This is a genomic window from Pseudoalteromonas rhizosphaerae, from assembly GCF_902498845.1.
Classification (GTDB): domain Bacteria; phylum Pseudomonadota; class Gammaproteobacteria; order Enterobacterales; family Alteromonadaceae; genus Pseudoalteromonas; species Pseudoalteromonas rhizosphaerae.
In genome coordinates this window covers 68,563-89,270 of the sequence record NZ_CABVLM010000008.1, presented here as the reverse complement: position 1 = coordinate 89,270, position 20,708 = coordinate 68,563, and the positions used below count along the sequence as shown (strand labels likewise).

Sequence of the window (20,708 nt, the reverse complement as noted above, 5' to 3'; positions counted from 1 at the left end):
ATTAACTGTTATTTTACAGGGGAGACATTAGTATCATTTTTGGAGTTATCATGACATTGGAGCGCTTTGCGAGCCTTTCATCAGAGCAGTTATCGGCACAGTTGTCGTTAGGTATGTGGTATCACTATCAAGATGCTTTATTAGTACCAACAAGCTTACCAACTGATCCGCAAGGAATGTTTAGTATTGCTTTTGCAGGAGACTTTAGCGGCCAACAACTAGCTAATATAATTAACTTTTTAGCTCAGCAACAGTTTATTGTCAGTGCATTTTGTCGTTATCAACCAGAGCCAAACTTAAGCCCCGCACTGTGTTTTTACAGCGAGACACTAAGTCCAAGCATTAATCCTTTGGTACTGAATGAATTTGCCCATCCATTGGGATTTCAACTTGTACAAGTTAGTAAGCCACCGATTTTAACTAAGCCCGGCTTATTAGTCATGGATATGGACTCAACCGCCATTACGATTGAATGTATTGACGAAATCGCAAGGCTTGCTGATGTATATGATGATGTCGCTGCGGTAACCGCACAAGCAATGGCTGGTAAGTTAGATTTTAGTGAAAGCTTACATCAACGAGTCGCTAAACTTGCGGGTATTGAGCAAAGCTTAATTGATGAACTAAAAAATAGTTTACCATTAATGCCAGGGATCAAAGCGCTATGCCAAGTGCTAAAGCAGCATAATTGGTATTTAGCCATTGCCTCAGGTGGCTTTGTGCCGTTTGCTGAACAAGTGCAAAAACTGCTTGAACTAGACGAAGTACATGCCAATGTTTTGGAATTTAAAGATAATAAGTTAACGGGTAAAGTGCTAGGCACGATTGTTGATGCGCAGCAAAAAGCCGTGGTGTTGAGCCAATTACAGCAACGATTAAATTTACCTACGCAACAAACAGTGGCGATTGGTGATGGTGCGAATGATTTGACCATGATGGCTGCGGCAGGACTCGGTGTTGCCGTACACGGTAAACCTAAAGTTGTTGAACAAGCCCAAGCTGCAATTTGCCAAGGCTCGCTATTACAACTGTTATATTTACTAACTATTCCTGCTGTTAAGTAACAGATTTACGTTAGCCGTTTAAGCCAAATCTGTTTGCGCTTATTCATTTGTTCTACCAGCTCTGCGGTAAAGTCCAAATGACTAAGCGTTTCATCTGTTACATCAACCATGTCACCAACACCTGTGACTGCCCACAGTGCCTCTTCAAGATCTTTTGCTTTATGCAATGCATATTGGCTTACGTATTTTAGTTCGTTAGATAAATAATCAGTATCAGGGCGGCCAGTGCGTGAAATATAAATACGCATTATAAAGAGCAACTCAGATTTAAGACCTTTCTTTAAAAAGAGTAACTGTGGGGCATAATCTTCGCCAGCACTGCACTTGCTTTTTATAGCGTCTTCAATGGTTGATTTTTTAGGATCAAAACGAATAAATAAAGTGAAAGGTAACGGTGGATCTTGACGGCTGCGATCTTTTATAAGCGGTGTGATCACGTCATTGAGCTGCTCTGGCGATAAAAAAGCATCAATACTGGTGGTATTATTAAGCAAGCCATAGTTTTGTAAAATGACATGCAATGGGCTAGGGTACAAGCCTTGACCGATAGCTCCTGTTTTAAAATGTGTAGCTTCTTTATGTAAATAAAACGGAAATTGACAAACACTTTTAGTTACCATATTTCGCAGCGCTGTCGATAATCCTGGCACCTTTGGCGCTTCTTCAGATACTTTTAATTTATCTTTATTATTTTCAATTAATTGCGTAAAAAACTTTACCCCTTCGTGTGGGTTATCAGCAATACGTAAGGCTTTTAAGTTGATAGTGGTGAACGATTTACTGACCGCCATCACTTCGTACTTTAATTTACTCAGCGTGTGCTTCTTGGTTATTTTTTGCAGCTCAGGCAAGCTTAATTCAACAACTTCACCTTTTTGAAAAGTAACCGGTTGGTCACACTCAATTTGCAAACCCATTATCGAAAAATCACGACTATGAGCGGTATGTGTTTGCCCATCCTGAGTTGTTAATACTACATCTGTTTTATACAAGTAGCGTTTATGTGAGCGAAGATTTACATACTCTAAATCAACGGTTTCAAGCTTTGGTGGGGTTTTATGTTTACCGTGACCAAAGCGCTTGAGCTGATTAACTATACTTTTGTCGTAACTAAAGCTTTGGTAATGGGTTTGTTCAGCGTCTGTTCCTACAGCGGTTAAAATCACAAGATATTTTACGTCTTTGATCATTCCTTGTACGCGAGGCGTTGGTGGCTTGTTCAATTTTTCAATATCTTTGCCGGCGGTATTTGGCAAGCTCAACGGAATATATGAATCTTCAGGATGGCTTGGCATTAACTGTACTTTAAAGCATTGCCAGCTTTCTTTTTGACTACCAAAACCAAAAAATAATGCGCTTAACTGCGGCTCTGCAGTCAACTCAGTGCGTGTTGCTGAGTAATAATATACCTTTCCAGCAACCACATGCGTAAAGGTATATAAATACTCTTCTTTAACTGGGGCTGGGTTACTTAATAACTGAGCTAAGCGTTGTTGATTTAAAATGGTGTATAAACATGACAGCTTTCGCTCATCACAAAAATAACGCTGAATAAAGATATTGTTTTCAGTGGTCAGCACTAAACTTGGGTAGAGTTTATCGTTTTGCAAACTAAAAAAAGTAAATAACGAAGTCACCCGTGGAATATAGTACTGCTCATAGCCTTTTGAGACGACGGCATCTAAAGTATTATCTAAATTTACTTTATAACGACGCTTATTGCCGTGAATAAAACTTTCTAAAAACTCATCAAATTTTTCGTTATTTTCTATAAAAGTACGTTTTAAGCGAATGTGATTAAATTCCGCAGAGATTTTCTCAACTGCAACAACTTCATATTGAATACCGTTTTTTAAACCCAATTCAAAATCTTGCTCAAGACCGACTAGGCGCAGTCCTAATAACTGCCCTTTTTTGACTTGATAGCGCGGTGAGAGCTTTATTTTTGCGCCACTTAAAGAGATGTCTGAGGTGGTTGCTGCAATGGTGTTATCTTTGCTGAGTTCTACAGTGATTTTGATTGAATAGTTCATCCGTTCTTCACGGCGACTTTCATAAGAGGCAAATTTAATAACTTGGCAATCTAATTTTTGTTCATTCTGTAATTCAGGTTGCTTAGCTTGTTCAGCAGCTTTTTTTTGCATTACACGATGGTTATTATCGGTGTTCATTACTGCTTCGTAAACAGCAAGGGTATAACCACCATGACGTTCTATGGCTTGTTCAAATACCGCAATGGCGGTTTCATCCATAAAGTGTTGTTTGCCTTCATACTCATAAGGTTTAACTTGGCCTGTTACTTGGCCGCGTAAATCAATAAAGCGGGCGATAGGTTGTGACAAGCGCGACATTTCCATCTTGATCAAGAACTGCTCAGGTTTTGTTAAACCCGCTGTCTTCGATTTAAAGATCGTGTCAAATTTGGCATTACCTAAATATGATTTAAGCTCATCAACTAAACTTTCATATTTAAGCAGAGTGTCTTCAGTCATTTATAAAACCATCACCGTCTATTCTAAAAAGTTGGTATACTGCACATGTATTTACACACTCACTTGGTTGCTGGTTCGCAGCATGTGGGGTGTAATGAGTTACCATCTTTAATTTTTATTATTATGAGATTGCCAAATAAATGGCTCATTACTTTAGTTTATTAATCAAAAAAGCCCAAGCTCAAAAGATTAAGCAAAAAGTATGCCCTAAAGTAAAAGTGATAAACCTTGCTTTTTTATATATCTCGATTGTGGCGTTGAATTGCCTTATTGGCAAGGTCAATATTCAGCGCACCATAACGCAACCAATAAATTAAAGATCATCCTAGTATGGACATAAATGATTTCAAAATGACGAAGGTAGGCAAAAGTTAATGGCAAAAGCGGCAAAAATAGAGTTTGTTTGCACCGAATGCGGAATGAACTACCAACGCTGGCAAGGACAGTGTCGCTGCGGCGCATGGAATACCTTAGCCGAATTTAAGCCCTCAGCAGGGCAAACTAAAAAAGCAGCAACGCGCAGCGTTGTTGGCGGCTATGCTGGTGGCGTTGGCGGTGGCTCGAAAAAAATTAATGACATCGCAACCACCGAAGCCGAAAAGCAACTAACCGGTATTGGTGAACTTGACCGAGTATTATCAGGTGGCGTGACCACAGGTTCTGTGAATATTATTTCTGGCGATCCCGGAGCAGGTAAAACGACTTTATTATCGGATTTAGTCGCGCGCATGTCACAGCGTATGCCATCACTTTACTGCACCGCAGAAGAGTCGTTATCGCAATTTAAAAACCGTGTTAATCGCTTAAAACTCGATTACAACCCAGACGAATTGTATTTATTATCAGAAACCAGTGTTGAAACCATTATCGAAGAGCTTGAAAAAAATAACATCAAGTTTGCAGTAATCGATTCTATTCAAGCAGTTGTTACTGATACCGCAAACGGCAGCCCAGGCTCACCGTCACAAGTTAAAAGTGCCGCGCAAGCGCTTACACAGTACTGCAAGCAAAATGACGTCACTATGTTTATTATTGCCCACGTAAATAAAAATAATGAAATAGCGGGGCCGCAAACCTTAGTGCATATTGTTGATGCGTTATTACATATCGACACTAACGATGGGCAAATACGTACCTTGCGCGCCAATAAAAACCGCTTTGGTGACATTGATACTGTGGGCATTTTTAGAATGTGCGAACGCGGTATGTTAAGTGTTGATAACCCCAGTGAAATATTTTTATCGGGATCAAGTACCGACTCACCCGGTTCAACCATTACTTGTATTCGAAAAGGTAACCGCAACTTGTTGCTCGAAATACAATGTTTAACCACCGAAACCGAGGCGGAGTTTCCACAGCGAGTGTGCGTAGGTTTAAATATGAACCGAATAAAAATGCTCACTGGTATTTTACGCAAGCACACTAAAACCAAAATCTTTCATGATACGTTTTTTAATATTGTTGGCGGGCTGAGAATTGATGAAACCGAAACCTGTATCGATTTAGCCTTAGTGACTGCCTTACTCAGTAGCTTAAATGAGTTTGTAGTGCCACGGACTACCTGCATAATGGGTGAGTTGAGCTTAAATGGCGATGTACGGCCAATCGATAGTGGTGTGCCGCGCGTTAAAGAAGCTGCCCAACATGGTTTTACCGAAATATTTATTCCATTTCGTAATTACCATAAATCAATGGAAGGGCTGGGCGCTAAAATAACCCCAGTTAAAACAGTGCATGAACTGCTAAGTTTAATTAATTAGCCACGCTCAAAAAAGTGCAAATCAATTTGCACTTACTTATGCTAGGCCTTATCAAAGGCCTTATCAAAGGTATTATTGAATGATACGCTTAGCAAAATCTTAAGTCTAAAGCCGTTAGAGACTAAGCTAAATAACAACGGTGATAATAGAAATTGTAATAAGGAAATAGAATGAAAAAACTCGCAATTGTTGCTGTTGTTGTCGCTGCGGCTATCGGTGGTGTTAGCTATGCAAATCATGCGTTGACTCAAGAAGTTAAAGTAGAGGTTGATCGTCAGCTTGCATTAATGAGCCAGCAAATGGGTGTAACAGCCAGTTATGAAGATATTTCGGCCAGCGTGCTTGGGCAAAGTGTTGAAATATCAAATATGCAAATCACTGGGTTTGATCAGCAGCCGGTTGCTAATATTGCGAGCATTGAAGTGGCGGGATATGAAGTAGATAAAATTGCTCCTCGTACCGAGTTGAGCATAAAAAACTTTACCTTCAGTGAGCATTTTTTAGCGCAGTTACCACCAGACGCTAACAATAAACTCGCTGCTGCTAGCTATGATCTCCATACATTGATGAACTATGATGAAAAATCAGGTGATAGTGATATCGACTTTGCGCTTAATGCTAAAAATATTGTAGGCCTTAATTTTAACCTCGGTCTAGCAAAATCAACCGCATTGATGAATGCTTCATTGGCGCTGAGCAAAATGCAGCAACAACTAGGTAGTCAACAGCCGACTTTAGAGCAGCAATTACAGCAACAAACCTTACTAATGGAGGCGCTTGCAGAGCTTGAACCACGCAGCATCGAAATTGCCCTCAATAACGAAGGTGAATTTAAAGCACTCGTCGAACAAACGCTTGAAAAGCAAGGTATGACGCTGGAGCAAATGCAGCAAATGGTCAACATGCAGCTACAACAAGCGCCAGTCAGCGAGGCGCTGAGTGAAGCGATTAAAAACTTCACGCAAGGCTTAAACTCATTAACCGTGTCAGCAAGCTTGCCAGAAGGGCAAACCATGACCGAAATTAACCAACAGATCTTCACCCTAATGGGGCAACCAGAAGAATTGGCAGAGTTTATAAATTTAAAAGCGAAGGGCGAATAGCTCGTAGAGCTATAAGTTGTAAGTCTTAAGCGGTAAGTTTAAGACAAAATACAGTTTTGAGTTATTTTAAAGCGCGAGTTAATCTCGCGCTTTTTTATTGGCGATTCGGGTTAGGGACTAGTATTTAGGCGCTAGGTATTAGGAACAAACCAAAGCAGGTCGGCGTAAAATTTATTATCGTAGGTTGTGGTTCAGAGCAACGAAACCCAACGGTGAAAATTAAAGTTTAGAGATTGTTTCAAGTGGGAAACTGACGTTGATATAGGTTTAGGATAATAACTCATTGAATTATCAAGCTGTTGTTTGCTCCCATATTCAGGAAAATGAGCGACACGCGTATCTTTATCTGCTTTATTTTCCTGTATTCATAAACAAACAGTTTTGAGTTTTTTAACAACTCGCGGGTTTATTTCTTGTGATTTACAATAACAAAATAACAACAAAGATAAATCCCTTTATTTACATTTAGATACAGAGTTAGACTGAAAGTATTAAAAAACTCAAAGGATTTTCTGTCTGCAACTTGTGGGTTTAGATCCTTTGAATAAGCTGTATGTTCTTGGAGATTTATGGAAAACTTCAAAATTAGCAGAATCTACACAAAGTTAGGTATTTTCCGACTATCTGGAATCATCAACAATGAAAGAGGTATTAAAAATATCAGCTATATTTCTGCTGAATATATGGGAACTGATGGCTGGTACGAACTTAATTTACAGTCGGAGCATACTCAAAACTTACTGAGAGACATTCAAATTGAAGTGTTGCAGCACCTAGCTTGAGCAAGTCTGTTGCATCGACCATACCTAGTTTTGTAAATATCAGTGGTTTCAAATAGCTACGAACATACAAGGCGCTTAAGTCGGACTGCAAACGCATGGCGGTTTTAGTTCAAATTGGCTAGTGTGCTTAAGGTGGTTATTTTGAGTTTGGTTGTGGTTTGCAGCCACTTAGCTTAGCGTTTATATGCAATATAGGGTTTGGTGGATATATGAAATATACAGAGAAATCGGTTACAGTTTTACATGACCAAATCCAAGTTCATTCTGAGCGTTTATGGCACAGGTATTACTCTTGAGTAAGTTTCACATAGTGTTAAAAATGAAAAATGATAATTCTTGGAAGTGTATATAAAGATTTGTCAGAAGTGCAAGTAAGGGATGATTTTATCGAACCTTTTAAAAGAGGTAAAGTCATCGTGAATAATGAACTTATTTCTACTAAAGATATTTATCATGTAGTTATTTCAAAAACAAATATGACCCATCGTGACGAATTGAAGAAAGTACAAACAGATAGCTATCAAAAACTCCAAGAAATGAATGAAAATGGTTCTGCTATTAACGTAGAGGCTGGCAGGTATGATTATGAAATTAAGGATTGTGGCAAAGATATTACCTCAAATTACCTTTATGGAGGTGCAGAAATGGGGGAAGAATCAAATATATTCAAAAACCCAGTGGTATTTATATTAACTGGTGGTTTTCTGGTCGCTATTCTTATAGATTTATATAGCTATTTCTCGCTCAAGGGATGGAACAATGCAAAAATGGAAATTTTACACGATCTTATCTATCCAACACTAGACATTTTAAATTATCTTATCTATCCAATTGCAGGGTTTCTGGTTTTACTTGGGCTATGTTCGATACTAGGGAGGTTAATTACTAAAGATAGTAATGATTCTATTATAGTCACTACATTTCACATCACTACGTCTATTGCTTATCTTTGTCTACACGTTTACGCACTATATGCATTTATTTGGTGGCCGATCATGGCGAGTATTGTAGCTAGCATTATATTACAAAAAATAGTAGGAGAACCAGAATCACCTCAATAATAAGCGTCTCCTATGTGGTAAACTCATAATTTGCATTCTTTCTTAAAAACGAGAAATTTTTTAAATCTTGACTATTATGCGGTCGTTTTCATAGGTAAACTGAATTTAAATGCTTTTTCAGGTTTTGGGGAGGCATGGTTTAACATAGATGAAATAACGAAGTTTAGTCCAAACTTTAAACAACTTGCATCTGAAATGGTTGGAAAAGTAAAATTATTAGGGTCTAAATCTAACAGCAGTGAATACTTAGAAACATTTTTAATTAGATGTTATGTACTTTTACCTACTAAAATAAATGAATTATTGGTGTTTATTTATAATTAGCCGATTATCCATATACCATTACAGAGAAGAATAAATTCGAAAAATATTGGGTGAACACCAACTAAGAAACCATAAAGTAAAATAGTTCTCTGATAGTTTTTTGTAACTATTAAATAGCAACGAGAATGAAATTATCCTGCATGGTGGTGCAGGCATATAATCGGGTAGCCGGAGGTCTCTAACCTCCAGCCCCCACACCACCCATCATGCGCTTTTTATTAGCAGGAAGTGCAATGGGCGGTTCATCTCCCGTAGTGAATATTGATCCAAATATCTCTTAATGACGCTAACCCTTGTGACGCTAAATAGTCATTGCCTAGCGCAATGTTAATTCCTTTTGTTTTTGAGCTTCTACAAGGACCTTCGCTTCCAAGTGCCTACTTTTGGTACTGGTGATACCACATGCAATGGCGAGTCGTTCGCTAACACCCAATTTCATTAAACTGCGTACTTTGGTGCGTGCTATTCCTTATAAATAGTGCCATTGTCGCCAGTAGCACATTTTTATCCTACGGCGGATCCAGAGATCTAAATCCACCGTTAGCTATAATAATCAAAGTCAAAATAGACAGCCCAATGGGGCGACGGCAGCTTTTTATTGAAGGAATGGCAAACGACTAGGCTGTATAGAGCCTGCATTCCTTTAAATAAACAGCGGAATATTACAGTCAATAAAGGCATGAATAAGTTGACCTTACGCGGTCAAATGAAAGTGAATGCTTTCACTTCATACTGCGGCAACTGTATTGCTTAGTTCATAATATAGAAAAGCTGCAAAACACGATGCATTAATAAAGGTAAGCTGCTACCTCTCCAAATAAGCCACTTAAACACCTGTGATACCTTCCAAAACGCCCATTAAAGCAACAGTAAATCCTCTTTTTATATTTCACGTAAAAGTCAGTTGTCGATTGAATCAAAATAGGAACTCGGCTATGGTTAATGCATCAATAAAAATAAATCAAAAACGAGTTATTCTACAGCCTCGTTAGCTATTCATCAAATCTGCATTGGAGTCATAATGAAAGAAGGGAAATCAATATCGGTATACGCAGTAAATGCAACGGTATATAAAGACGTTACTCCAACGGGTAAAGACAAATATATTATTAAACTAAATAGTAATGCTGGTGACGCTGTTGATCGCGTACAAAGTTGCCATGACTATGATCAACGCTTGCCTTTATCATTTACCTTAATTACTGGGACAAGAGTATTTAAAAGTGATTATAAGTACATTACTTTTGCTATGTATCCTAAAGACAACAACTCTAATTATTTGGTAACTTGTCGCTGTGCTCATCAAGAGCTATCCCAAGATAAAGCATTAGAGTTAATTGAAAAGGGTATGACTCAAGCTATTAGTGAATTGAATAGCTAATCGGGTAGCCGGAGGTCTCTAACCTCCAGCCCCCACACCACCCATCATGCGGGTCCGCAATGGGCGGTTCATCTCCCGTAATGAATATTGATCCAAATATCTCTCAATGACACTAACCCTTGTGAAGCTAAGTAATCATTGCCTAATGCAATGTTAATTCCTTTTGTTTTTGAGCTTCTACAAGGGCCTTCGCTTCCAAGCGCCTACTTTTGGTACTGGTGATACCACAGGCTATGGCGAGCCGTTCGCTGACACCCAGTTTCATTAAACTGCGTACTTTGGTGCGTGCTATTCCTTATAAATAGCGACATTGCCGCCAGTAGCACATTCTTATCCTACGGCGGATCCAGTGATCTAAATCCACCGTTAGCTTATAAGCATTGGCTGTAAGGTAATAGTATACCCAACCGCGTAAAGACTTCATGGATCTAGTATCAGTATTACTCTAAAGCGCAGCGTCTCTTAACCTCGTTTTGAATAATTCAATTAAAGATCTTTTGCACAAAGAGCAGAGAAAGAGAAGTAAAAGAGGTTTAACTTGAAAACTAATTCGCACATGTAAAACACACTACATTAATAAAGGTAAGCTGCTACCTCTCCAAATAAGCCACTTAAACACCTGTCATACCTTCCAAAACGCCCATTAAAACAACAGCAAATCCTCTTTTATATTTTACGTAAAAGTCAGTTGTCGATTGAATCAAAATAGGAACTCGACTATGGTTAATGCATCAATAAAAATAAATTAAAAACGAGTTATTCTACAGCCTCGTTAAATGCCACAAGGAAGCGTATGCGTATATTTCTAGTTTTATTATTTATTACACTCCCATATGTAAGTCATGCTAAAGAGGGAGATTGGATAACTCGTATTGAAATGAAAAATATGCGGACTACAGATTTCGTTTGGTTAAATAGTGATGGTGACATTTTTTGGAATACTGACTTATACGCTAATGCAATGCCGTGTAAATCAAAAATAGCAGATGATGTTCTATTAGAGTTTGAAACATTAATTCATAGTATTCCTAGAAACAAATATGAGTATCAACGAGATTCAAATAATCAATGTAAAGACGGCTTACGTCATGATGTTTATGTATCCTTTGAGCAGTCTGATGGTTCATTTGAAGTAATTCAAAACAAATTCCCTAGCTCTGCCCACTGCCAAGTCAGAAAGGTAGGTTTATCTTGGGTAAATTTAAGTAAAAAAATATATATTTACACTTCAGAAAAATTCAAAGAGTGTAAAGAAGAAGTATGGCGATAGTGGCACTCAACACATATGAGCCTTAACTCGGTCAATAGGCACTAGTATTTTATTTGACCGTTTTTATATAGTGACGGTCAATTCTAAATCAACTCTAATTCAATAAGCAAATTCGTTTACTTCGTATGTCGATGTGGCTGTTAAGCAAGTAGCTTACGGCAAACACATATAGGCGCGTTACGCAGTAATCGATTATTGCGAGCTCATCGCAGTCTACTTTTTGCATATCTTTATGGGTTTTTACAAACATTACATAAAAGCTAGATACAAAAAAGCCCGCATATTTTATGTATCTGCGGGCTTTTTTATCAGTTCAAATAGACACTGATTCGTTGCAGTTTACTAAAATGTATAACTTGCGCCGATAAAGTATTGTGTACCGGTATGGCTGTATTCTCTCGTTAAGTTGAGATCTCCGTCTCCGGTACCATATATACGTTCAACTTCGTCTGTTAAATTAATAATTTCTAGTGAAAGCGAAATGTTTTCATTCACATTATAAAATGCAGATACGTCTACATGAGTCGGACCAAACTTACGCTCTTGAGCATGGCCGTTTCCGGCTGGCTCTTGAAGTAGGTAATCATCGCGTTTGTTTAATGATATACGAGCGCCATAGTTTTCTTCATCATAATACAATGTTGCATTATAAGAATTGGGTGACAAGCCTGTAGAGTCTTGTGCGCTTACATGTGTGAAGTTAGCAACCACACCAAAGTTAGACAGCCAACCGTCTAAAAAGATAAAGGGTTGTTGATACATTAGCTCATAACCAGTTACGCTATAGCCGTCGTTATTATTGACTGGTATGCGGTGTGTATAGGTTTGCGATGCAGGGTCACCTAGGGGGGCTGTGGCTATATACTGAGGATCAGCGTAAATAGATGGCCAAAACTCTTCGTCTACCAGTTTTTCTACTTCTTCAGTATCAAGAGAGGTCACTATGTCTTTATTAAAAACATTAAAAGCAACAACAGCTTCTTCTGCGAAATACCATTCAACACTCAGGTCAACATCATTTGATTCATAAGGGTTGAGTCCAGGATTACCTAAGTTACCTACAGTAAAAGTCGTATACCCAAACTGCGGTGAAGCAATATTTAAACTACCTAGACTTGGGCGAGTCATGCTGCGAGCATAAGCAAAACGCGTCACTATATCATCGGTGACTTCAAGTGCTAAATTCATCGATGGTAAGAAGTTATTGTAATCGCGCGTAACCGACAAAGGACTATTGTTTATAATGGCTTCAGAAGTGACCTCAGTGTTGACATAGCGCACGCCAAAGTTAGTACGAAGATACATATCACCAATTTCATGATCACTGTTTAATTCAAGGTAAAGGGCTTGTGTTTTCTCACCTACCACCCAGCCTTGAGCTGCATTATTGGTATAATTATGAGTAAGAATACCGTCGGCCTCTAGCTTATCAAAGTCAGCAACAAGAAAAGGAGCCAAAGTAGCGCCATCTAAGCCTTTACCAAAATCCGAATACGGAAATGGGGTTGTATATTTTGAAGGATCAAAGGGAGTAAAGTCACCATCTGCCGTTCGATATTCTACTTCTCTGTCATTAAAGGCAAGTCCGGTTTTTATATCAAAGCTATCTCCGGCATAAGCGAGATCCAGTTTCACTGTGGTATTTGATTTTTTAACATCGTCACTACGATTAGAGGCATTGACTGCATCAAGGTAGTTATTAGGATCGGTCGTATCGTAATCGCCATAATCTACTGTCGCTGCATTTCCACTGCTGTAATCATAGGAGTAGAAGTGGGGAACCGATCGGTAGTAATAACGAATTTCTTCTCTGTCAGCGTCGTTTTTAGCCATACCAGCCATAAGGTCAAGCGACCAGCGATCATTAAGTTGAATATCGCCAGATAACACATACTGGTCAAATATCGAATCTGACACCTGGTATCGGCTTTCGTACCATGAGGTGACATTTTCAAAACTGCCAGCAATAAGGACTTTACCCGACTCATCGACCGTAAACGAAACGGGGCTTTGACCTTGGAAATCACCCGGAGCACCACGATTAACTAGCCACTCCATAGAGTTGTAGTTTCTGCGATCATTTTCTAACTCAGAATGCAATATATCCAATGTGAATAACATGTCGTCATTAGGCTTATATTGCAAAGAACCGGTAACCCCAATACGTTTTTGCTCATTCCCGAAAAAATCAGCCCGCGGTAACCGAGGTACCCATAAACAGGATATAGCTTCTTCAGCACCACAGTAATTACTAGGCGTTCCGTTGATGGTCGCCAGCCCAGAAGTGTCACCCCATGTGCCATTACCAATTCGATTTGTTGGCTCCCAGCGCACGCTGCCAAAGCCTTCTTGACGCACACTTCTATCTGATACTGCAACCGAAAAAAGTGCACCAAAGGTATTATCAGCAAATGTATTACTGGCTAAGAAAGCAAACCTAGGGTCAACTTCACTGGTTAAATCATTATAGCCACCTTTAAGTGACAGGGTCGAATTGAAGCCGGAGTTATCAAAAGGGCGTGCAGAGTACATATCGACTGTACCAGCAATACCACCTTCTTCAATCGAGGCTGTTTGCGTTTTTTGAATATCTATACGGTTGAAAAGCTCTGATGCAAATACATGGAAGTCAAAGGCTCGACTATTGTTAACAGTTACGCCGCCAGAATCGAGACCATCACTTCCTGCGGGTACTTCCATACCGTTAAGCGTAGTTCGGGTAAAACCCGGGCTAAAACCTCGTAGAACAATATTACGACCTTCACCACCTTCGCGCGATATTGCCACTCCAGGAACTCGCTGAATGGCTTCTGCCACATTCAAGTCTGGAAACTTACCAATATCTTCAGCCATAATTGACTCACGAGTATTAGCTGCATCTCGTTTGGCTTCTAAGGCTTTAATTAAAGAACCACGAAAGCCTTTTACTTCAATGACCTCAACATCCTCAGATGCTGCTGGTTGAGATTCTTGAGCGTTACTAAAGAATGAACTTACGGTAAGGGCGGCAAGCACGTTAGTAGCAATTAAGCTTTTTATAAATGTGTGTGTGAGTTTCATTATTGCTCCCTTGGAACAAAGAAAGATTAAATTGCGCACTATTTGATAAAGTAGCGCGTTAAATAAAAAGTAGAGATGCTGTTAATTTGTTTACATAAGTTACCACTAATAAAATTTATTTTAATTAGGTTGCCACCGGTGGCAGTTTGGGTCAAGTGGTTTGTTAATATAATGTATCATTAGATCTGCGAGCTTTATTTTTGTAAAAAATAACACGCTGATTTTTTAGAGAATGATATTTAAATAAATTTGCCACCGGTAGCATAATTTGTTAGAAATAAGTATTGAAGAAGATTTTTTGGATAAATACCAGTCCAATTAGTTGGAATTGCGCTACATACTAACTTCGCTCACAGAAAATCAGCTATGTTGCAAACTGTGACTGCTATGTAGAAGTTATGGCTACAGGTGTTCAGTCATTGTCCCCATAAGATGAGAAAGATTGTGATATCAATAATAAAAGGGTGGTTACGACAGTGATTACACTAAACAAAAGAACAAGTCCTTTAATGCTTTTAATTACATTGTTGCTTGTATTATTTGGGACGCGAGCGGTAGTGGCTCAAGAGTACGCCACAAACATGGTAGTCTCCAAAGATGGTACGGGCGATTTTACTTCCATTCAGGCAGCAATCAATGCAAGTAAAACTTACCCTTGGCATGACATAAGTATTTTCGTTAAAAATGGCGTTTATGCAGAAAAGGTAGAAGTTTACTCATGGAATACACGAATAAAACTAATAGGTGAAAGTAAAGAAAATACAATTATTACCTATGGCGACCATTTTAATAAGATAAATTTAGGTCGAAATAGTACCTTTCACACATATACATTAATGGTGCGAGGGAATGACTTTAGCGCCCAAAATTTGACTATTATTAATAGTGCAGGCGCGGTTGGGCAGGCTGTTGCTTTGCATATCGAGGCTGATCGAGTAAGCATAAATAACGTAGCTATCAAAGGCCATCAAGATTCCTTGTACCTAGCTGGCGAAGGGTTTCGCTCGTATTTCAAAGATTGTTATATCGAAGGCACCACAGACTTTATTTTTGGTGAAGGCACAGCAATGTTCGAAGACTGTGAAGTTAAGTCACTTAGTAACTCTTATATTACAGCTGCTTCTACCCCTAAAAATCAGGCATTTGGATTTGTGTTTAATCGTGTAAAGCTAACTGCCAGTGCTGCTGTTGATAAAGTTTATCTTGGCCGTCCTTGGAGACACCACGCTAAAACTGTGTTCATTAACTCTGATTTAGGTCAGCATATTGCTCCTGAAGGTTGGCAAAATTGGGGGGATGTTAGTAAACAGGAAACCGTTTTTTATGCTGAGTTTAATAACTCAGGGCAGGGGACTAATAGTATTAAGCGAGTGGCTTGGGCGCATCAACTGAGTCAAGTCGAAGCGCAAGACTACACCATTAAAAACGTGATGCGTGGCTGGCAGCCAAATATAGTTAGTAAAAAATGATCTTACTTACTCGCCACAGGCCTACTTTAAACATGCTATTTTTACTATGTAAGGAAAACTTCACATGCAGTTACATGGTCGGTTAAAAACAATAAGCGGTACTATTCAGGGCTTATTATTTTTCTTTGGACTTATATGTCAAAGCTTATCTGCGAATGAACTCGTATCACCACGAGTTGATGCAATTGTTGATAAAAACAATGAACACGCTTTTGCCACCATTGCACAAGCTATTGAGCAAGCACCTAATAATTTATCTCAGCCCTATATTATTAAAATAGCCCCAGGTGACTATTATGAAAAACTCGTTATTAACAAACCTTTTATTACGTTATCAGGTGCAGGGGCTGATACTACTCGATTATATTTTGATGATTATTCAGGCAAAGTAACAGAAAATGGTGGTAATCTAGGAACATCAAATTCAGCCACGTTAACTATTAAATCGCCTAATTTTAGTGTTGAAAACTTGCATATTGAAAATAGCTTTGATTTTCCATATTACGATGCAATGAGTAAAGATGATCCGAAACGCGTATCAGGTTTACAAGCCGTGGCCGTATTGACCGACTATGGTAGTGATAAAGCATTGTTTAATCATGTAAAAATCAGTGGATATCAAGATACTCTTTACACGAAAGCAGGGAGATCTTTATTTCTCAATAATACTATAAGTGGTCATGTTGACTTTATTTTTGGGGGCGGAGCCGCCGTTTTTTATAAGTCGAACATAGTGACCCGCAATAGACCTAACAAACAGTTACCCATAGGTTTTATTACTGCACCAAGTACTAATATTGAGCAAGCATTTGGTCTGGTTTTTATTGATTGTGCACTTAGCGCAGAGGAAGGAGTGCAAGACAATAGTATGGGGTTAGGAAGACCTTGGCATCCAACTACTACTTTCCCTGATGGAAGGTATGCAGATCCTAATGCAATAGGACAAACCGTATTTATAGATACGTGGATGGGAGCGCATATTCAACAACAAGCGTGGCACCCAATGGGGGGGACGGCTAGAACAGGCGGTAAAAAGGTGTTTCGAGCAGAAGATGCTCGCTTTTTTGAGTACAATTCTTCCGGTCCTGGGGCATTTATAACAACGAATAGAAGACAGCTAAATGACAGTAAAGCAGCATCTTTTACTTGGGAAAATATCTTGGGTGAATGGTATCAATCTCCCCGTATTCAACAAGCAATACAGCTGGTATTTACGCGTGAGGTGGTCAATTCACTCAGTGGTGAAATGGCTGAGTACACCATTGAAAGTGAGTATCGAAAAAACAAGAAACAGTTTCCTTTTATTAGTCCGATCAACAAACCGGAAAATATCGAGCAAACAGCACAGTCCATCAGCGAACATTACAACTTAGCTTACAAAACGGTGGATGGCTCAACGCTGCACCTTGACTTATTTTATCCTAATAAAGCAGAGCAGGCGAAACCGTTGGTCGTAATGATCCATGGCGGCGGATGGAGGACTGGTAACAAGTCTCATCAAACGCCAACGGCACGCTGGTTAGCTGGCCAAGGTTTTGTGGCGGTAAGTGTCGAATATAGAACCTCTAAAACGGCGCTCTATCCAGCTGCAATGGCAGATATCAACGATGCGATTAAGTGGCTAAAACAACATCATAAATTATATATGATAGATACCAAAAAAATCGCGGTGTTAGGGGCGTCTTCTGGTGCTCATATGGCCACGTTATTCGGGGCCATGAGTACCAATCACGATACAAAATCGCCTTACGAAGCAGTGCAAGCAATCGTGAACATTGACGGCGTGGCTGATTTAACCTCAACAGCGGCTAGGATGTTTGAAGATAAACCTGGAAAGATTTCTTATGCAGCGCTTTGGTTAGGTGGGCGTTATGCACAAGAGCCAAAACTTTGGCATGCGGTTTCGCCGGTAGAATATTTAAGTAAACATACTCCAGCAACGTTATTTATTAACTCTTCCCATGACCGCTTTCATGTTGGCAGAGATGCTTTTGTAGCGCAGCTAATTAAAAACAACGTCCATCAACAAGTGTATACCATACCCGATACACCGCACACCTTTTGGCTATTTCACCCTTGGGTAGACGAAATGCGCAGCGTACTTGCGTCGTTTCTCAATAAGGTTTTGGTAGAGGAAAACCCTCGCTAACGCCTCCATTGAGGCATTTAGTAATAGAGAAGTTTTTGACAGAGTTGTTGAAATATATACTTAAGAGCGAGCCGTTAAAGCAAATACAGTAAGATGTAACTTAAGTGAAGCTTGTTTAATACAGACAATAAAACTGGCAATATTTCATCGGCTAAGGTTGAAAAAACGTAGTATTCTTCATCCAAATAAAAGCCGTGCTTGATTTAACAAGCACGGCTTTTATTTTTTGACCAGCTGACAGCTGTTAGTGAAGAATACGTGCTCTGATCGTACCTTCTACTGCACTTAGTTCTTTTAGTGCTATTTCAGAGTGGTCGGTATCTACGTCTATTACTACGTAGCCAATCGCTTCGTCTGTTTGCAAGTATTGCGCGGCGATGTTGATGCCGTGCTGGGCAAACGCTTGGTTAATTTGGGTTAACACACCAGGGCGGTTGTGGTGTACGTGTAATAAACGGCTACGGTTAGCAAGCTCTGGCAGTGATACTTCAGGGAAATTAACAGCAGTAATAGTTGAGCCGTTATCTGAGTATTTTGCTAGTTTACCCGCTACTTCTATACCAATGTTTTCTTGCGCTTCTTGAGTTGAACCACCAATGTGTGGTGTTAAAATTACGTTGTCGAATTCGCGTAGTGGCGATACAAATTCTTCATCGTTTGATTTTGGCTCAACTGGGAATACGTCGATGGCAGCGCCGCTGATTTTTTTATCACGAAGTGCTTCTGCTAGGGCGTCAATATCAACTACAGTGCCGCGTGAGGCGTTGATCAAAATTGAACCTTGCTTCATCACTGAAATTTCCGCGCTACCAATCAGGTTTTTAGTCTGCGGTGTTTCAGGTACGTGTAAGCTAATAACATCAGCGCGTTGCAGTAGCTGCGTTAGGTTATGTACTTGTGTGGCATTACCTAGGGTTAGCTTGTCTTCAATATCGTAAAATTCAACGTTCATACCGATATTTTCAGCCATGATACCTAGCTGCGTACCAATGTGGCCATAACCAATAATACCTAGAGTTTTACCACGGGCTTCAAATGAGCCATTGGCGGTTTTTAACCAGCCGCCACGGTGAGCAATGGCATTACGCTCTGGAATACCACGGAACAATAGTAAAATTTCACCAAGTACTAATTCAGCAACAGAGCGGGTATTAGAAAACGGTGCGTTGAATACTGCAATACCGCGCTTGCGTGCGGCACTTAAATCAACTTGGTTAGTGCCGATACAAAAACAACCAACGGCAACCAGTTTTTCTGCCGCTTCAAGTACAGCTTCAGAAATATGAGTACGAGAACGAAGGCCTACAAAATGCACATCTTTAATGCGCTCAATTAGTTCGTCCTCAGGCAATGAGGTTTTTACATAATCGATATTGCTGTAGCCGTTACGTTTTAGCGTTTCTACAGCGCTTTGATGTACACCTTCAAGCAAAAGAATTTTAATTTTGTCTTTTGCTAACGATACCTTACTCATATCCTCATCCTATTTATCTAATTTGCGGCCCATTTTTGGTACCGATAATCACTTTATCTGCGCCACGGTGGGCAAATAAGCCGTTGGTTACTACGCCAACAATTTGGTTAATTGTCAGCTCTAAATCTTTTGCTTGGCTGATCGACAAGTTATGTACGTCTAAAATAACGTTACCATTATCTGTTACCACGCCATGGCGATAAACTGGATCGCCGCCTAGTTTAAGCAATTCACGAGCAACATAACTGCGTGCCATTGGAATAACTTCTACCGGCAGTGGAAATTCACCCAAGGTGTCCACTATTTTTGTTTCATCAACAATACATACAAATTGTTTTGCTACAGCTGCGACTATTTTTTCGCGGGTTAGTGCTGCGCCACCGCCTTTGATCATTTCGTTCAGCGCATTTATTTCATCTGCGCCATCAACGTACACGTCAAGGGCATCAACATCATTGAGTTCAAATACTTCAAGACCGAGTGCTTTTAGTTTTTCGGTTGAAGCGTCAGAACTTGATACCACACCGCGTATGGTGTCTTTTACTGAGCCTAATGCATCAATAAAATGGTTTACAGTTGAGCCTGTGCCAACACCCACAATGGTGTCTTTTTTTACAAATTCGAGTGCAGCCCAAGCAGCTGCTTTTTTTAATTCATCTTGTGTCATGATTATGTGCTCAATAGGTGAGAGGGATTGCCATTAGTATATAAATAAATTGCTTACCAATGGTAGATTTTCTGTGGTGTGATTATGTAATTTAATGGTACATCCCACGATTCAACCGGTAAACTTGGAACATGTTGGCATTGATGTGCAAGGCCAATCAGTTGTGGTTTTTGCCAGTTTTCTTTTTCGTAGCGCGCCAAAGTTTTATCATAAAAGCCACCCCCCATCCCTAACCGGTTACCGTTATCATCAAATGCAACTAATGGCATTAGCAGATAATCAAGCTCCGCTAGTGGGCATATCTGACTACAATTTAACTTAGGCTCCAAGATACCATAGCGATTTGCCCTCATGGGTGAATTTTCTTCATAGCGCTGGAAGTATAAAGTAGTGCCGTTAAATGGGTGGATTACAGGTAGGTAAAGGGCGTGGTTTTTAGTCCAAAGATCTTTTATTAACAATGAGGTATCTAGCTCTGCGTCATTGCTAAAATAAATGCCAATATGGGCGTTTTTAATGGTTTTTTGCTGTTTTAAGTGTTGAGTAAAATTCACTTTAAGCGATTCTGCGGCAATTTTTTGCTCGAATTTTGACAGTGAATTACGTGCTTTACGGATTTTTTGGCGGATCAGTGCTCTTTTTTCGCTCATAT

14 protein-coding genes and 3 pseudogenes are annotated in these 20,708 nt (G+C 39.5%); 10 read left to right on the top strand and 7 right to left on the bottom strand.

Annotated elements, in window-relative coordinates; genetic code table 11:
- Positions 1–50 precede the first annotated feature (50 nt).
- Complete coding sequence (gene serB / locus PSR9079_RS13565; protein ID WP_149982068.1) at positions 51–1,064, top strand: phosphoserine phosphatase SerB; 1,014 nt, start codon at positions 51–53, stop codon at positions 1,062–1,064.
- Between the two features lie 5 nt (positions 1,065–1,069).
- Here serB and PSR9079_RS13560 read toward each other — a convergent pair whose 3' ends face one another.
- Positions 1,070–3,556 carry a PilZ domain-containing protein gene (locus tag PSR9079_RS13560; RefSeq protein ID WP_149982067.1) on the bottom strand — a complete coding sequence of 829 codons (2,487 nt, stop codon included), beginning with the start codon at positions 3,554–3,556 and terminating at the stop codon, positions 1,070–1,072.
- Positions 3,557–3,930: 374 nt separating this feature from the next.
- Between PSR9079_RS13560 and radA the strand changes: the two genes are divergently transcribed.
- From radA to PSR9079_RS13540, 4 genes are all read left to right on the top strand, one after another.
- On the top strand, positions 3,931–5,316 hold the full coding sequence (gene radA / locus PSR9079_RS13555; protein WP_145235514.1) for a DNA repair protein RadA: 1,386 nt from the start codon (positions 3,931–3,933) through the stop codon (positions 5,314–5,316).
- 170 nt (positions 5,317–5,486) lie between these two features.
- Entirely contained in the window at positions 5,487–6,419 is a 933-nt protein-coding gene (locus tag PSR9079_RS13550) for a hypothetical protein (protein ID WP_149982066.1), read from the top strand.
- Positions 6,420–6,988: 569 nt separating this feature from the next.
- A complete protein-coding gene (locus tag PSR9079_RS13545; RefSeq protein ID WP_149982065.1) occupies positions 6,989–7,201 on the top strand; it encodes a hypothetical protein in 213 nt (70 codons plus the stop codon).
- Positions 7,202–7,527: 326 nt separating this feature from the next.
- On the top strand, positions 7,528–8,262 hold the full coding sequence (locus PSR9079_RS13540) for a hypothetical protein (protein ID WP_149982064.1): 735 nt from the start codon (positions 7,528–7,530) through the stop codon (positions 8,260–8,262).
- Between the two features lie 566 nt (positions 8,263–8,828).
- Here PSR9079_RS13540 and PSR9079_RS24010 read toward each other — a convergent pair.
- Positions 8,829–9,124 (bottom strand): annotated as a pseudogene (locus tag PSR9079_RS24010) (hypothetical protein); the annotation flags it as partial.
- A gap of 14 nt (positions 9,125–9,138) precedes the next feature.
- On the opposite strand from PSR9079_RS24010, the pseudogene PSR9079_RS24270 reads away from it, so the two are divergent.
- Both PSR9079_RS24270 and PSR9079_RS13525 read left to right on the top strand, forming a co-directional pair.
- Positions 9,139–9,378 (top strand): annotated as a pseudogene (locus PSR9079_RS24270) (transposase); the annotation flags it as partial.
- A 229-nt stretch (positions 9,379–9,607) separates the two neighbouring features.
- Positions 9,608–9,967: a hypothetical protein gene (locus PSR9079_RS13525; protein ID WP_149982063.1), complete on the top strand. Its 360-nt coding sequence runs from the start codon at positions 9,608–9,610 to the stop codon at positions 9,965–9,967.
- Between the two features lie 68 nt (positions 9,968–10,035).
- Here PSR9079_RS13525 and PSR9079_RS13520 read toward each other — a convergent pair.
- Positions 10,036–10,382 (bottom strand): annotated as a pseudogene (locus PSR9079_RS13520) (group II intron maturase-specific domain-containing protein); the annotation flags it as partial.
- Between the two features lie 378 nt (positions 10,383–10,760).
- Here PSR9079_RS13520 and PSR9079_RS13515 point away from each other — a divergent pair.
- The gene (locus tag PSR9079_RS13515) at positions 10,761–11,237 is read left to right on the top strand and encodes a hypothetical protein (protein WP_149982062.1); all 477 of its coding nucleotides are present in this window, start codon (positions 10,761–10,763) and stop codon (positions 11,235–11,237) included.
- Between the two features lie 342 nt (positions 11,238–11,579).
- Here the strand turns inward: PSR9079_RS13515 and PSR9079_RS13510 are convergent, their stop codons facing one another.
- Positions 11,580–14,297 carry a TonB-dependent receptor gene (locus PSR9079_RS13510; RefSeq protein ID WP_149982061.1) on the bottom strand — a complete coding sequence of 906 codons (2,718 nt, stop codon included), beginning with the start codon at positions 14,295–14,297 and terminating at the stop codon, positions 11,580–11,582.
- A 509-nt stretch (positions 14,298–14,806) separates the two neighbouring features.
- Here PSR9079_RS13510 and PSR9079_RS13505 point away from each other — a divergent pair.
- Both PSR9079_RS13505 and PSR9079_RS13500 read left to right on the top strand, forming a co-directional pair.
- Positions 14,807–15,766, top strand: coding sequence for a pectinesterase family protein (locus tag PSR9079_RS13505; protein ID WP_149982060.1), 960 nt, complete (start codon positions 14,807–14,809; stop codon positions 15,764–15,766).
- Between the two features lie 64 nt (positions 15,767–15,830).
- Positions 15,831–17,915 (top strand): pectinesterase family protein, encoded by a 2,085-nt coding sequence (locus tag PSR9079_RS13500; RefSeq protein WP_149982059.1) that lies wholly within the window; start codon positions 15,831–15,833, stop codon positions 17,913–17,915.
- Positions 17,916–18,159: 244 nt separating this feature from the next.
- Here PSR9079_RS13500 and serA read toward each other — a convergent pair whose 3' ends face one another.
- Genes serA through PSR9079_RS13485 form a run of 3 tightly spaced genes read right to left on the bottom strand, consistent with a single transcriptional unit; the run spans position 18,160 to position 20,706 of the window.
- Positions 18,160–19,389, bottom strand: a complete 1,230-nt coding sequence (serA, locus tag PSR9079_RS13495; protein ID WP_145241268.1) for a phosphoglycerate dehydrogenase — start codon at positions 19,387–19,389, stop codon at positions 18,160–18,162.
- Positions 19,390–19,402: 13 nt separating this feature from the next.
- A complete protein-coding gene (gene rpiA / locus PSR9079_RS13490; protein ID WP_145241270.1) occupies positions 19,403–20,056 on the bottom strand; it encodes a ribose-5-phosphate isomerase RpiA in 654 nt (217 codons plus the stop codon).
- A 53-nt stretch (positions 20,057–20,109) separates the two neighbouring features.
- A complete protein-coding gene (locus tag PSR9079_RS13485; protein WP_149982058.1) occupies positions 20,110–20,706 on the bottom strand; it encodes a 5-formyltetrahydrofolate cyclo-ligase in 597 nt (198 codons plus the stop codon).
- Between the last annotated feature and the right edge of the window lie 2 nt (positions 20,707–20,708).